At 73.1% G+C, this 13,288-nt stretch carries 11 protein-coding genes; 2 read left to right on the top strand and 9 right to left on the bottom strand.

Going from position 1 to position 13,288, the window contains the following annotated elements; genetic code table 11:
- Positions 1-13 precede the first annotated feature (13 nt).
- The 6 genes from D3273_RS07465 to D3273_RS07440 all read right to left on the bottom strand — a co-directional run bounded on the left by D3273_RS07465 (position 14) and on the right by D3273_RS07440 (position 7,823).
- Positions 14-544, bottom strand: a complete 531-nt coding sequence (locus tag D3273_RS07465) for a P-loop nucleotide/nucleoside kinase family protein (RefSeq protein ID WP_129225067.1) — start codon at positions 542-544, stop codon at positions 14-16.
- Complete coding sequence (locus tag D3273_RS07460) at positions 538-2,061, bottom strand: sugar ABC transporter ATP-binding protein (protein WP_129225065.1); 1,524 nt, start codon at positions 2,059-2,061, stop codon at positions 538-540. Before D3273_RS07460 ends, D3273_RS07465 begins: the two co-directional genes overlap by 7 nt.
- A gap of 14 nt (positions 2,062-2,075) precedes the next feature.
- Positions 2,076-3,062: an ABC transporter substrate-binding protein gene (locus tag D3273_RS07455; RefSeq protein ID WP_129225063.1), complete on the bottom strand. Its 987-nt coding sequence runs from the start codon at positions 3,060-3,062 to the stop codon at positions 2,076-2,078.
- A 151-nt stretch (positions 3,063-3,213) separates the two neighbouring features.
- A complete protein-coding gene (locus D3273_RS07450) occupies positions 3,214-4,647 on the bottom strand; it encodes a heme biosynthesis protein HemY (RefSeq protein WP_129225061.1) in 1,434 nt (477 codons plus the stop codon).
- Positions 4,648-4,750: 103 nt separating this feature from the next.
- Positions 4,751-6,661, bottom strand: coding sequence for a COG4223 family protein (locus D3273_RS28135; RefSeq protein ID WP_165359413.1), 1,911 nt, complete (start codon positions 6,659-6,661; stop codon positions 4,751-4,753).
- A 259-nt stretch (positions 6,662-6,920) separates the two neighbouring features.
- On the bottom strand, positions 6,921-7,823 hold the full coding sequence (locus tag D3273_RS07440; protein ID WP_129225059.1) for an HpcH/HpaI aldolase/citrate lyase family protein: 903 nt from the start codon (positions 7,821-7,823) through the stop codon (positions 6,921-6,923).
- 96 nt (positions 7,824-7,919) lie between these two features.
- Here D3273_RS07440 and D3273_RS07435 point away from each other — a divergent pair, with 96 nt between their 5' ends.
- Entirely contained in the window at positions 7,920-8,351 is a 432-nt protein-coding gene (locus tag D3273_RS07435; RefSeq protein WP_129225058.1) for an SRPBCC domain-containing protein, read from the top strand.
- Positions 8,352-8,497: 146 nt separating this feature from the next.
- Here D3273_RS07435 and D3273_RS07430 read toward each other — a convergent pair whose 3' ends face one another.
- The 3 genes from D3273_RS07430 to D3273_RS07420 form a co-directional block, all read right to left on the bottom strand.
- Positions 8,498-9,304, bottom strand: a complete 807-nt coding sequence (locus D3273_RS07430) for a transglutaminase family protein (protein WP_129225056.1) — start codon at positions 9,302-9,304, stop codon at positions 8,498-8,500.
- A 9-nt stretch (positions 9,305-9,313) separates the two neighbouring features.
- Positions 9,314-10,267: an alpha-E domain-containing protein gene (locus tag D3273_RS07425; protein ID WP_129225278.1), complete on the bottom strand. Its 954-nt coding sequence runs from the start codon at positions 10,265-10,267 to the stop codon at positions 9,314-9,316.
- A 209-nt stretch (positions 10,268-10,476) separates the two neighbouring features.
- Positions 10,477-11,886 carry a circularly permuted type 2 ATP-grasp protein gene (locus tag D3273_RS07420; RefSeq protein WP_129225276.1) on the bottom strand — a complete coding sequence of 470 codons (1,410 nt, stop codon included), beginning with the start codon at positions 11,884-11,886 and terminating at the stop codon, positions 10,477-10,479.
- Between the two features lie 169 nt (positions 11,887-12,055).
- Here D3273_RS07420 and D3273_RS07415 point away from each other — a divergent pair, with 169 nt between their 5' ends.
- Entirely contained in the window at positions 12,056-13,285 is a 1,230-nt protein-coding gene (locus D3273_RS07415) for a DUF3095 domain-containing protein (protein WP_129225054.1), read from the top strand.
- Positions 13,286-13,288: the final 3 nt, after the last annotated feature.

Raw genomic sequence — 13,288 nt, 5'->3', positions numbered from 1 at the left:
CATCGGTGGCAGGTCATCGCTGGCAGGTCTGGGCCGTGTTCGGGGGGGCGGGCATCGCGGCCAGGATGACGTCGAGCGCGCGGTCGGGGGACAGGCGCGCCGTGTCGACGACGAGGCGTTCACCCTGCCAGGGCTCGTAGCCGCAGTCCGACACGCGCGCCCACGCGACCCGGGGAAGCCCCGCGACGCCATCGGCGCGGGTTTCCAAGCGCCGCCTGTGCTCGGCCGCGTCCGAGCACAGGACCTCGACGTCCAGCAGCGGCGCGCCGGCCCGCGCCGCGACGGCGCGCCAACCGGCGCGGCTGGCCGCGACCGGGTTGACGGCGTCCGCCACCACGGCGAGCCCGTCCGCGAGATGGTCCGCGGCGAGCGCCATGGCGACGTCGTAGCCGGCCGCACCCACCGCCCCGTCCGAAAGGCCGGCCCGGCGCAGCGCGCCCTCGACCGTGTCGATCCGCAGCCAGACGGCGCCGATCCGCCGCGCGAGCGCGCGCGACAGCGTGGTCTTTCCGCTGCCCGGCAGGCCCGCGAAAGCGATCAGCACGGCGCCGACCCGGTCGATCCATGCGCCATGGCGTCGATCACGCGCTCTTCGGTCAGTTCGTCGCCGGCGAGGGCCGCGACCGTGCGCCCGTCGCGCAGCACGGCGGCGCGGTCGGCGCCTTCGACGATCTCCTCGATCTCGGAGGACACCATCAACACGGCCAGGCCGCCCTCGGCCAGTTCGCGGATCAGCGCCTGGATCTCGCCCTTGGCGCCGACGTCGATGCCGCGCGTCGGCTCGTCGAGGATGAGGAGCTTGGGGTCGGTGCACAGCCAGCGCGCCAGCAGCACCTTCTGCTGGTTGCCGCCGGACAGCTCGCGGATCGGCTGCTCGGGCGACGAGCAGCGGATGCCGAGGCGCCGCACGAAGCGGTCGACGATGTCCCGCTGGCGCTTGCCGTCGACGATGCCCGCCGCCGTCAAGCGCGGCATCAGCGCCAGCGTCATGTTCTCGCGCACGGACAGGTCGGGCACGATGCCTTCCCGCTTCCGGTCCTCGGTGCAGAAGCCCAGGCCCGCCGCGATGGCGTCGCGCGGTTCCGCGGGGGCGAAGGCGCGGCCGTCGAGCGCCATGCTGCCGCCCTCCGCCCGGTCGGCGCCGAACAGCAGCCGGACGCTTTCGGTGCGGCCGGAGCCGAGCAGGCCGGACAAGCCGACGATCTCGCCCGCCCCCACCGCGAAGCTGACGTCCGACACCAGCGGCGCGCGGAACAGGTTGCGGGCTTCGACGACGGGGCGGCGGGCGCCCCCGCCCTTCGCCCCGAAGCCCGTCGTGCCGCCCTGGGCGACGGCTTTCAGGTCGCGCCCCAGCATGGTGGCGACGAGGTCGAGCTTGGGGATCTCCGCCATGGAGCCGCTGCGCACGGTCGCGCCGTCGCGCATGATCGTGACGCGGTCGCACACGGCATAGAGCTCGTCGAGCTTGTGGCTGACGAAGACGGTCGACACGCCGTCGGCCTTGAGGCCGCGGATCACCGCGAACAGGCTTTCGACCTCGCGGTCGTCGAGCGAGGAGGTGGGCTCGTCCATCACCACGAGCTTCGACGAGAAGCCGATGGCCCGCGCGATGGCGACCATCTGCTGGGTCGCGATGGGGAAGCCGTCGAGCGGGCGGCGCACGTCGAGGTCGAGGCCGAAGCGGGCGAGCAGGCGGCGCGCTTCCGCCCGCATGGCGCCGATGTCGAGCAGGCCGAGCTTCGAGAAGCGACGGCCGAGGCACACGTTCTCGGCCACCGAGCGGAAGCCGACGAGGTTGACCTCCTGGTAGATCGTGGCGATGCCCTTGGCCTGCGCGTCCTTGGGCGAGGACGCCTCGAAGGGGGCGCCGTCGAACGAGACCGTGCCGGCGTCGCCGCGGTGGAAGCCGGTGAGGACCTTGATGAGCGTCGACTTGCCGGCGCCGTTCTGGCCGATGAGGGCGTGGACCTCACCCCGCGCGACGTCGAGCGACGCGTCGGTCAGCGCCGCCACGGCGCCGAAGCTCTTGGCGACGCCGCGCATGGACAGGAGGGGAGGCATGGCGGCGAGGGCGCTCAGAACGCCGTGGGCAGCAGCTCCCTGGCGTTGGACGCGTCGTAGAAGCGGTCCGCGTTGATGATCAGCGGCGGGATGGATTGGCCGTCGGCATAGGCCTGCAGGGTGGCGAAGGCCTTGGGCCCGAAGCGCGGGTTGCATTCGCAGGTGGCGCCGACCTCGCCCTTGACGACGAGCTCGACGATCTCCTTGGCGCCGTCCACCGACACGATGACGATGTCCTTGCCCGGCACCTTGCCGGCGGACTTCACGGCCGCCAGCGCGCCGATCGCCATGTCGTCGTTGTGGGCGTAGATGGCGGTGGCGTCCGGGTGGGCCTGGAGCATGGTTTCGGCGACCTGGCGCCCCTTGTCGCGGGTGAATTCCGCCGTCTGGCTCGCCACGATGGCCATGCCGGGGAATTTCGCGATGGCGGCGTCGAAGCCGGCCTTGCGGTCCGAGGCGGCGGACGCGCCGGTGGTGCCCTCGAGTTCCAGGATCTTGGCCTTGCCGTCCGTCGCCTTGGCGAGCCACTCGGCGGACCGGCGGCCCTCCTCGATGAAGTCCGATCCGATGAACGCGAGGTAGTCGCGGCCCGCCAGCGCCAGCTTCTGGTCGACGTTGCGGTCGAGCAGGATCACCGTGATGCCGGCCTTCTTGGCGTTCATGATGGCCGGGATCAGCGGCTTCTCCTCGCGCGGCGCGAGGAAGATGGCGTCGACGCCCTGGGCGATCATGCTGTTCACATCGGCGACCTGCTTGGCGGCCGAGGACGCGGCGTCCGTGTAGACGAGTTGGTAGCCGAGCTTTTTGGCCTCGTCCTGCATGGAGTTGGTTTCGGCGATGCGCCAGCCGTTGTTGCTTTCGGTCTGGGCGAAGCCGACCTTGTAGGTGGCCTTCTTGGCGAGCTTGGGGAGTTCCGGGGCCGCCCAGGCGGCGCGGGGGAGCAGCAGGCCGGCGGAGCCGGCGGCGGCCGATGCGACCAGGCCGCGACGCGTGATGATCATGGTGTTTCCCCCGGGTGGTCCCTGCCGCGACCGCGAAAGCGCCTCGGTTCGGCGCGATGTGTCCGGCGACCGCGCAACGGTGTCAATGGTTTCCCTTGTCGCGCGTCGCCGGGGGCCGGCGGCGTCGTCCCCCCCTCGCGTCGCCCCTCCCTCAAGGGGCCGCCGGTTCCTCGGTCGGCGCGCGCGCGTGCGGCTCCTCCTCGGCGGCGGGCTGGGCCTTGTCGGCGAGCAGCGGCGTGTCCGCCGGCACCGCCGGGCGGAAGCGCGCGTGTTCCACGTCGCCGCCGCCGCCGACCGGCTCCTTCGGGGTCGTCCATTCGAAGGCGTCGAGCCGGCCCGTCACGGGCGAGCAGGGCGCCCAACGGTCCGACACCACGCCGTCCGCCATCCAGGCGGGATCGCGGGGCGCCCGCTGCGCCCGCTGCAGCCATTCGAACAGCGCGCCGGTGTCGCCGTGCTCGGCTTCCTCGATCGCGGCCATCACGCGGCAGGCCTTGACGGTGGGCCTCCCCCCGTCGGCGCCGTCCAGCAGCGGCCGCATCGCGTCGCGGGCGCGGGCGAAGTCGCGCGCGTCCAGCGCCGCGAGTGCGAGGGCCATCGCGCTTTCGGGATCGCGGGGCGCCAAGCGCGACAGCGTTTCGGCCCGGAGGAGGCGGTCGGCGGCGGAATCGCCCGATCGGACGCCGAGGTAGGCGTCGGCGAGGTCGGGATGCGGGGTCGCCGCATAGGCGGTCTCGATCAGCTTCGACGCGCGGCGGACATCGCCCTGGCGCGTCAGCAGCCGGCCGGCCAGCGCGGCGGCGGGGACCAGCGTCGGCGCCACCTTCAGGGCCTTGCGGGCCAGCGCCAGCGCCTCGTCGGGCGAGCGATCCGCCATCTCGGTCGCCTTGGCGGTGTTGAGCACGGCGCGCTGCCGATCGGCGGTGGCGCGGTCGATGAGACGGCCTCCGAGGTTGCGCTCGACGGCGCTGAGCGCGCCGTCCCAGTCCCCCTGGCCGGCGCGGTGTTCCAGCACGGCTTCGCCGGCCCAGGGCAGCGTCGCGGTCTTGAGCGCCTCCTCGGCATAGGCATGGGCGGCCTCGGGGTCGTCGCGGCGCCGCGCCTCGATGTGGAGGCCGCGCAGGCCGAGGGCGCGGGTTTCGGGCGCGTCCAGCATGGCGGCGAAGGTCTTCTCCGCCGCGGCGGTGTCGCCCGACATCTGCGCCGCCTGCGCCCTCAGCAACAGCACCAGCGGCTCGCGGTCGAGGTACTTTTCGGCGTCGGCCGCGCAGCGCAGCGCCGTCGTCTGGTCTCCGGTGCCGACCGCCACCATGCCGCGGGACAGGGCCGCCATGCCGGCCCGGCGCCGGCCGGAGCGGCGCAGGCCACCCACCAGCGACGGCACGCGGAACACGAACAGCACGATCGACCACAGGATGGCGACGAGGGCGGCGGCGACCAGCAGCGCCAGGGCGCCGACCAGCGTCGAGGTTTGCACCTCGCGCCCGCCGAACGTGACCATCACGGTGCCGGGGTGGTCCGCCATCCAGACCACGCCGAGCGCCAGAAGCACCACGACGGCGAAATAGATCAGCACGCGTATCATGGGTCGCCCACCTTCATCGGATCGTCCCCGCCGTCCGCGCCACGGGACGGGCGCATGCGGGGTTCAAAGATCAAGGGGCGCCGCAGCGCCCCCGCTCCGGCTCTCAGCCCTTGGACTTGCCCAGCGTCGCGATGGCGCGGCCGACGAGGCCCTGCGCCGCCTGGGCGGCCTCGACCCGGGCCTTGGCGGCCGCGGCCCAATCCTTTGAACGGTCCTGGCCCGCCTGGGGCAGCCTGGTCCAGGCCGCGAGGGCGCCCGAAACGTCGCCCGCGTCGAGCGCGGCGTCGACCTGCGACACCAGCGCGCCCGGATCGTCCCCCGCGACGGCGCCGACCTTGCGCACCTGGACCAGCGCCTTGGCGCTGGCGGCCAGACGGTCGAGCGCGGAACCGGCCTCGGCGGGCCTGACGGCGGCCAGCACGTCCCCTTCGACGCCGTCCCACTGGGCCTTCAGCGCCGCCGCGGTCGGGGCGCCCTTCGCCGCCAGGGGCTGCAGCTTGGCGACGGCGTCCGGCTCGGCGCCGAGCGCCTTCAGGGTGTCGAGATCGGCCGCGTAGGGCCGCCCGTCGGCGACGGCGCGCGCCACCGCCTGGCCGACGAGCGCGATCGGCGTCGCCCGGGCCTCGTCGGCGCTGCCGACGGCGCGGACCTCGGTCACGCGCGTCCCGTCCTTGGCGGCGGACAGCTGGCCCTGGATGCGGGCCATCTCGGCGCCGAGCGTCGCCGTGGCGGCCTGCAGCGGCGACAGGTCCACCTTCGGCAGGGTGGCGACCGCCGCCTGGAGCTTGCCGACGTCCGCGGCCGTGCCGTTCAGCTTGGACTCAAGGCCGTTCGCGCGGGCCTCGTCGGCGTTCACGCGGGCATCGAAGCCGTTGACCTTGCCGTCGACCGCGTTGACCTTGGCGTCGAAACCGTTGAGGCGGGCGTCGGAGCCGTTGACCTTGCCGTCGAGCGCGGTGAGGCGCCCGTCGAGCGCCGACACCTTGCCGGACAGCTGGGATTCCACGCCCGCCACGCGGGCCTCGATCGGCCCGAAGTCGGGCGAAACGGGCTTCGGCAGGTCCGCCACGGCCTTGGCGGTCCGGGCCTGGTCGGCGGACAGCGTCGCCACGCCCTTGTCGACGCCCTCGACCCGGGCGGCGAGGGCGGCGAGCGCGCCCACGGTCGCCACCGCGGCGGCACCGGTGGGGGCGGCCGTCGCCTTGCCGGCCTCGGACTGGGCGGCTCCGGCGGCGGACGCCGCCCGGTCGGCGTCGGACTTGGCGGCCTGGGCCTGCTGGGACACGGCGTCGATCCGCGCGTTCAGGCCCGTCACGGTCTTGGCGAGGGCGGCGCGGTCGGCGTCGGCGGCGCCCAAGCGCTTGTCGAGCGCCGCGACGCCCGCCTGCACCTGCGACGGGTCGGGCCGCGCTTCGAGGGCCGCCACCTTGCCGCGCAGGTCGGCGATCTCGGCGTGCCCGTCGCGCTGCGGTTCCGTGTACAGCACCCAGGCCAGGGCGCCGAGCAGGGCGAGGGTCGACAGCGTCAGCAGCCAGGGCGCCGCGCCCCCGCCGGAGCGCGCCGGCGGCAGCGCGGCGGGCGGAACGGCCGGGCCGCCCGCACCGAAGGCGGCGCGCGGGGGTTCCGCGGGCTCGGCCGCGGCGGCCGGGGGCGCGGCATCGGCCAGGGCAGGTTCGGCGAAAGGAGGCTCGACGAGGGCGGGATCGGCCGCCGGCGCCGCGTCGGACGGCGGGGTGGCGACGTCGGACGGCGCGGCGGGATCGCGCAGGGCGCTGCCGAACAGCACGGGCTCGGCCGCGTCGCGCGCGACCGGCGCCTCGGCGGAAGCGGTTTCGGCCACACCCTCCGCCGCGGGGACCGGGGACTCGGCGGCGGCCTGCGGGGCATCCGCGGCGTCGTCGGCGGGCTCGACGGGGACTTCGGTGGCCGAAGCGTCGATGATCGGCGGCTCGCGCCGCTTTCTCACGTTGCGCGTGCGGAAGTCGTTCGGCCCACGGTTCCCGTTCTCCGCCATACCCGCTTCCTTCTCCGCATCCCGTCCGGCGGCACCCCCTCGGAAGCGCGGCGCCGTCCCTTCACCTCGGCGCCGGATCCCGCGAACAGGCCCCGCACCGTTTCCATTCGATCGCTCGGCGATGCGGCGACGGGCGCCGCGAACCCGTCGCGTTCCGCGACGGGCTCCACACGGACCCAACGCCTTCGGGCGGCGTTCGACGCGCCTCCCGCCGGTTTGTTGCGACGGCCGCCCGGTCTAGCCTGCCGCCGCCACGGGGTCAAAGCGCCGGCGGGGTGCGTCCCGCGTCCCGCGCCGCCAGCGCTTCCGCCACGGCGAGCACCCGCTCCGCCGCCTCGGCGTGGAGCCGCTCCACCATGCGCCCGTCGATCCTCATCACGTTGACCGAGCCCGCGTCCGGCCGCGCGAAGGCATCGGCGATGCGCCGGGCGGCCGCGATGTCCCCGGCCGAGGGCGCGAAGGCGGCGTTGCAGGCCGCGACCTGGCCGGGGTGGATGCAGGTCTTGCCGTCCATGCCGTAGTCGCGGCCCTGGGCGGCCTCGGCGGCGAGGCCGTCCGGATCGTCGAGGCCGTTGAACACGCCGTCGATCACGTCGAGCCCGTGGCAGCGCGCCGCCGCCACGCAGGCGGCGAGCCACACGAGCAGCGTTTCCCGCCCCGGCCCGACGCGCACGCGCAGGTCCTTGGCGAGGTCGTTGGTGCCGACCACCAGGACGTCGAGCCGCGACGCCGGGTCGGCGGCGGTGCGGGCGACGTCGCCGATCGACAGCACGGCGGCCGGGGTTTCCACCATGGCCCACAGCCGCACCGTTTCGGGCACCTCGGCGCGGGACAGGTCCTGGGCGGCGAACATCAGGTCGCCGGGGCGCTGCACCTTGGGCAGCAGCAGGGCGGCGGGCCGCTCCGCCGCGACCGCGAGCAGGTCTTCGCGCCCCCAGGGGGTGTCGAGCGCGTTGATGCGGACCACGATTTCGCGGTGGCCGAAGCCGCCCTCCGCCACCGCCCGCGCGGCGGCGTCGCGCGCGGCGGCCTTGTCGGCGGGCGCGACGGAATCTTCGAGGTCGATCACGATCGCGTCGGCGTCGATGGTCCGGCACTTGGCCACGGCCCGCGCGTTGTTCGCCGGGACGTAGAGGACACTGCGACGCGGACGAACGATCATGGGTGCGAATCCGTCATGGGACCGCCATAAAGCACGGCGCCCCGGCGACGGCCACAACCGGATTCGTGCGACGGCGACCACACGGCGAGGCACAGCATGACGCGCATCACGGCATCGATCGACATCGCGGCCCCGCCCGAGGCGGTGTGGAAGGTCCTGATGGACTGGAGCCGCTACCCGGACTGGAACCCGACGCTGCGCGCCATCGCGGGGCAGGCCCGCAAGGGAGGCAAGATCACGGTGTCGATCGCGTCGCCCGTCGGCACGCTGCCGATCGACGCCGTGGTGACGCGGCTGGCCACCAATTCGGGCATCACGTGGCACAGCAAGATGAAGCTGTCCGGCCTGTTCGACCGCGACCACATCATCGAGCTGTCGCCCGACCCTGTCGGCAGCCGCATCACGCAGACGCAGACCTTCGCGGGCATCCTGGCGCCGGGCGCCTCCGTGGTGGCGACCTCGACGGTGCGCGACGGCCTCGTGAAGATGAACGCCGCGCTGAAGGAGAGGGTCGAGGGCGGCGCCTGATCCCGGGATCGGAGGGCCGCCCCGTCGCGGGCTCCGCCGCCACCGCCGGCGGCGCTTCCCACCCTTCCTCGCCCCGAGCGGGCCGGCACGACGGCCGGCCCGCTCCGGCGTCCACGGCTCCGAGGCCGAGGGCCTCCGGGAACCGGCTATCCCGCCGCGATCGTGGCGTGGGCCGAGGTGCCGTCCGTGCCGATGCCGCGGAAGAAGGCGGCGCCCAACGCGTCGAGCCCCGTCGCCACCCGCACGTGATGGCCGTTGGGGCACAGCTTCTCGACGGAATCGAAGCCGATCCAGCCGAGGCTCTTCACATAGGCTTCCGCCCAGGCGTGGGACGCCGAGACGGCGGGGTTCCCGTCGCGCAGCAGGTAGCCCGTCACGTGGCGGCACGGGAGCCCGAGGTGGCGCGCCGCGGCGGTGAAGATGTGGGCGTGGCTCGACGCGTCGCCCACCTTGGCGGCGAAGGCCTGCGCGGCCGTGGGGGCGACCACCGGCGCGCCGGGCTCGGGCGGGGTTTCCTCGTAGGCGATCTCGCCGTGGACGGCGTGCATCAGGGCGTGGAGCTTGCCCAAGGGTTCCGCTTCCGTGACGGTGGCCCGCTCGGCGAACTGGCGCAGGCCGGCGTCGAGCCCCGTCAGCTCCGTGTCGCGCAGGAAGATGTCGATCGGCAGCCGTTCGGCGCCGCCGCGGACGATGCCCGCCGCATCATAGGTTTCGACCTGGCAGACCGCCGTGACGGTGAAGCCGTCGATCGGCCCCGCGGCGCTGAACGAATGTGTGACGTTGCCGAAGGCGTCCTGCCCGACCCGGAGCGAGCAGTCGATGTCGGCGTCGATGCGCACCCCCGTGACGTGCTGCCCTTCGTGCGACCGCGGCGACAGCCGCAGCAGGACGGTGAGGTTGCGCGCCGGCGCCGGGAAGCCGAAGCGGATGTCGTTGCGGATCCTGAGATGCATGGCTCCGCCTCACACCAGATATTGTTCGCTGATGCTCACGCCGAGCCGGTTGTTGTCGTCGATGAACGTCGTGATGAACTCGTGCAGCCCGCTCTGGAAGAGGCCGCCGATCGAGGCGTTCTCCAGTTGCGCCATGGTTTTGCGGGCGAGCCGCTGCGCCCCGCCCTGGCGCCCGTAGGCTTTGCCGAGGGAATCCAGGCAGGACACGATGTTCTCGTAGCAGCTGAGCAGCGAGCGCGGCATCTCGGACCGCAGGATCAGGAGGTCGGCGATCAGCCAGGGCTTGATGCTTTCCCGGTAGATCCAGTGGTAGGCGGTCAGCGCCGACACCGCGCGCAGGATGGCGGCCCATTGGAAGTAGTCGAGGCTGCCGCCGACCGTTTCGGTGTCGGGCAGCAGCACGTGGTATTTCACGTCGAGGATGCGGGCCGTGTTGTCGGCCCGCTCGACGAAGACGCCGAGCCGGGAGAACCAGAAGGACGGGTCGCGCAGCATGGTGCGGATCATCGACCCGTCGAAGAGCAGGGAGGTCTGCTTCACGAAGTCGAGGAAGCGCGGCACCTCCTCGCGCCAATCGGAGCCGCTCTTCAGCGCGTCCTCGAACTTCTTCACCTCGAGCCAGGCGCCGTTGATGGCTTCCCACATCTCGGCTGTCAGCGCGGTGCGCACCGCGCGCCCGTTGGTGCGGGCGGCCTCGATGCAGTTGCGGATCGAGGACGGGTTGGACGCGTCGAAGGTGAGGAAGTCGACGACGCTGTCGGCCTCAGCGGTCCCGTATTTGGCGTGGAAGGCTTCCGACATGCCCGACGATTCGAGCGCGCTTTCCCATTCCGTGCCGTGCTCGTTGTAGGCGGTCGGCAGCGCGGACAGGCGCTGTGCCGCCTCGATGGTGCGGGCCAGGAACTCGGCCCGCTCCATGTAGCGCGCCATCCAGAACAGGTTGTCGGCCGTGCGCGACAGCATGGTGAACTTGCGCGTCGGCCGCTCCATCGAGACGGCGCGGCCGAGCGTCTGGCTCATCGCGCCCGCCCCGGACAGCTGGTCGCCGCCGCCCGTGGCCTGTGTGGCGCCGCGGGGGGCCATGCCTTGTCCGGCGCCCAGGGTCTGGGTCGTGCCGTCCGCGAGCGTCTGCGTCATGCCGCCGCCGCCCATCCGTTGGGTCATGTCACCCGTCACGCGCGATCTCCGTCGTCCACGATCCATGTGTCCTTGGTGCCGCCGCCCTGGCTGGAATTCACCACGAGCGACCCTTCCTGCATGGCGACGCGCGTGAGGCCGCCCGGCACCACCCGGGCGCCCCGCGCCCCGGACAGCACGAAGGGCCGCAGGTCGACGTGGCGCGGGGCGATGCCGCTCGCCGTGGCGGTGGGGCAGGTCGACAGCGCCAGCGTGGGCTGGGCGATGAAGTTCTCGGGGTCGTGCTTCAGCTTGGCCGCGAAGGCGTCGATCTGCGCCCGCGTGGCGTGGGGGCCCACCAGCATGCCGTAGCCGCCCGAGCCGTTCACCTCCTTCACCACCAGCTCCGGCAGGTGGTCGAGCACGTAGCGCAGCGCGTCCGGCTCGCGGCAGCGCCAGGTCGGCACGTTCTTCAGCTTCGCCTCCTCGCCGAGGTAGAAGCGGATGATGTCCGGCATGTAGCTGTAGATGGCCTTGTCGTCCGACACGCCGGTGCCGACCGCGTTGGCGAGCGTGACCGAGCCGGCCTGGTAGGCGCTCATCAGGCCCGGCACGCCCAGCATCGAATCCGGGCGGAACGCCAGGGGGTCGATGAAGTCGTCGTCGAGGCGGCGGTAGATGACGTCGACGCGCTTCGGCCCCTCGGTGGTGCGCATGAACACGACGTCGTTCTCGACGAACAGGTCGCGCCCTTCCACGATCTCGATGCCGAGCTTGTCGGCCAGGAACGAGTGCTCGTAATAGGCCGAGTTGAACTGGCCCGGGGTCAGCAGCACCACCACGGGGTCGCGGTCGGCGGTGCGGGGCGTGACGGAGCGCAGGGTGGCGAGCAGCTGGTCCGGGTAGTTCTCCACCGGCGCCACCCGATGCGCCGAGAACACCTCGGGGAAGAGCCGCATCATCACTTCGCGGTTCTCGAGCATGTAGCTGACGCCCGACGGCGTGCGGGCGTTGTCCTCCAGGACGTAGAAGTCGTCGGCGTCGATGCGCACCACGTCGATGCCGGCGATGTGCACGTAGACGTCGTGCGGCACCTTCACGCCAATCATCTCGGGGCGGTAGTACGGGTTGCGATACACGAGTTCGGGCGGCACGATGCCGGCCCGCACCACCTCGCGCGGACCGTAAAGGTCGGCGAGAAACATGTTGAGCGCCTTGACGCGCTGGATCAGCCCGGCTTCGAGCCGCGCCCATTCGGAACGGGCTATCAGCCGCGGCACGAGGTCGAAGGGGATCAAGCGTTCCGTGGCGTCCTTGTCGCCGTAGACCGCGAAGGTGATGCCGATGCGGCGGAACAGCAGATCGGCCTGGGCGCGACGCGACGCGAGCAGCCCGGGGGGCACGTTCCCCAGCCAATCGGCGAGCCGCCGATAAACCTGGCGCGGCGTTCCCCCCGCCTCGCTCATCTCATCGAAGAACCTGGATTCGACGGGCACTCAAGACTCCTCGCAGTGCGGCTTGGCGATGCGGCACGCCGCCGAGTTTCGCAAAGCTTATGCCATGCAATCGGACGGGATCTATGGGAAAACGCCTCTGCGCTCCCGCAACCATGGGGAGACGGGGGACAGGGACGCGATGGTCGAGCACGCGCCAGCCGCCGCCACGACGGCACGCTTCTACGCCGCCCTGCCGGTGGCGCAGAGCTTCGACGCCGCGGTGGCGGCGGACAGCTACGCGCCCTTGCCCGACGACTGGGTGCTGGGCCTGGCCGACGTCGTGACCTCGACGCTGGCGCTCGAAGCCGGCCGCTACAAGGCCGTCAACACCGCGGGGGCGGCGGTGATCTCGGCCGTGTCCAACGCGCTCGGCACGCTCGACTTCCCCTTCGTGTTCACCGGCGACGGGGCCAGCTTCGCCGTGGCGCCGGGCGACGCCGCGAAGGCCACGCAGGCCCTGGCGGCCACCGTTTCGTGGGTGGGGTCGGAGCTTGCGCTCGACCTGCGCGGCGCCGTGGTCCCGGTCGCGGCGGTGCGAACCGCGGGGGCGGACCTCCGGGTCGCCCGGGTGGCGGCCTCGGCCAACGTCGATTACGCCATGTTCACGGGCGGCGGGCGCGACTGGGCCGAGCGCGAGATGAAGGCGGGGCGGCTGTCGCTGCCCCGGGCGCCGCGCGGGGCCCGCCCGGACCTCACGGGCCTCACCTGCCGCTTCCGCCCCATCGCGGCGGCGCACGGCACGGTCCTGTCCGTGATCGTCAAGCCCGTGGGCGACGCCGGGAGCCCGGACTTCGTGCGCGCCTGCTCGGACGTCCTGGCCCTCGCCGAGACGGCCCCCCGGGGCGGCCATCCCGTGCCGGTGGGCGGCCCGCAGCACCGCTGGCCGCCGGGCGGCCTCGACATCGAGGCGCGGCTCCACCGCGGCCTCGGCCGCAGCCTGGCGGAAAGCCGCTTCAGGACCGCGCTCCGCGCCCTGGTGAACACCTTCTTCCTGCGCACGGGCCGGACGGTCGGCGACTTCGTGCCGGACGCGTACCGCCGCCAGCTCGTCGAGAATTCGGACTTCCGCAAGTTCGACGACGGGCTGCTGATGACGCTCGACTGCAGCGTCGACACCGCCGACGCCATCGCGGCGCGGCTCGCCGATGCCGAACGCGCCGGGCACGCCCGCCACGGCCTGCACCGGCAGGCCGAAGCGCTCGTCACCTGCATCGTGCCGTCGGCCAGCCGGCCGGACCACGTCCATTTCGTCGACGGCGCCGCGGGCGGCTACGCGGTGGCGGCGGCGGCGTTGAAGCGAAAGGAGGCGGGACCGCCCGCCGCCCTGCCGCAGGCTTCGGCAGGCGGCCCCGCCCTCGGGGCAGGCTGACCG

Origin of the sequence: Lichenibacterium minor, assembly GCF_004137685.1 — a bacterium.
GTDB lineage: Bacteria > Pseudomonadota > Alphaproteobacteria > Rhizobiales > Beijerinckiaceae > Lichenihabitans > Lichenihabitans minor.
This window is presented reverse-complemented; position numbering and strand designations above follow the sequence as displayed.

What these genes read in the sequence shown, in the direction of transcription:
- D3273_RS07430 (WP_129225056.1), bottom strand. Translation starts at nt 9,304, where the DNA reads ATGCATCTCAGGATCCGCAACGACATCCGCTTCGGCTTCCCGGCGCCG.
- D3273_RS07450 (WP_129225061.1), bottom strand. Translation starts at nt 4,647, where the DNA reads ATGATACGCGTGCTGATCTATTTCGCCGTCGTGGTGCTTCTGGCGCTC.
- D3273_RS07435 (WP_129225058.1), top strand. Translation starts at nt 7,920, where the DNA reads ATGACGCGCATCACGGCATCGATCGACATCGCGGCCCCGCCCGAGGCG.
- D3273_RS07455 (WP_129225063.1), bottom strand. Translation starts at nt 3,062, where the DNA reads ATGATCATCACGCGTCGCGGCCTGGTCGCATCGGCCGCCGCCGGCTCC.
- D3273_RS07440 (WP_129225059.1), bottom strand. Translation starts at nt 7,823, where the DNA reads ATGATCGTTCGTCCGCGTCGCAGTGTCCTCTACGTCCCGGCGAACAAC.
- D3273_RS07415 (WP_129225054.1), top strand. Translation starts at nt 12,056, where the DNA reads ATGGTCGAGCACGCGCCAGCCGCCGCCACGACGGCACGCTTCTACGCC.
- D3273_RS28135 (WP_165359413.1), bottom strand. Translation starts at nt 6,661, where the DNA reads ATGGCGGAGAACGGGAACCGTGGGCCGAACGACTTCCGCACGCGCAAC.
- D3273_RS07420 (WP_129225276.1), bottom strand. Translation starts at nt 11,886, where the DNA reads ATGAGCGAGGCGGGGGGAACGCCGCGCCAGGTTTATCGGCGGCTCGCC.
- D3273_RS07460 (WP_129225065.1), bottom strand. Translation starts at nt 2,061, where the DNA reads ATGCCTCCCCTCCTGTCCATGCGCGGCGTCGCCAAGAGCTTCGGCGCC.
- D3273_RS07425 (WP_129225278.1), bottom strand. Translation starts at nt 10,267, where the DNA reads ATGCTGTCGCGCACGGCCGACAACCTGTTCTGGATGGCGCGCTACATG.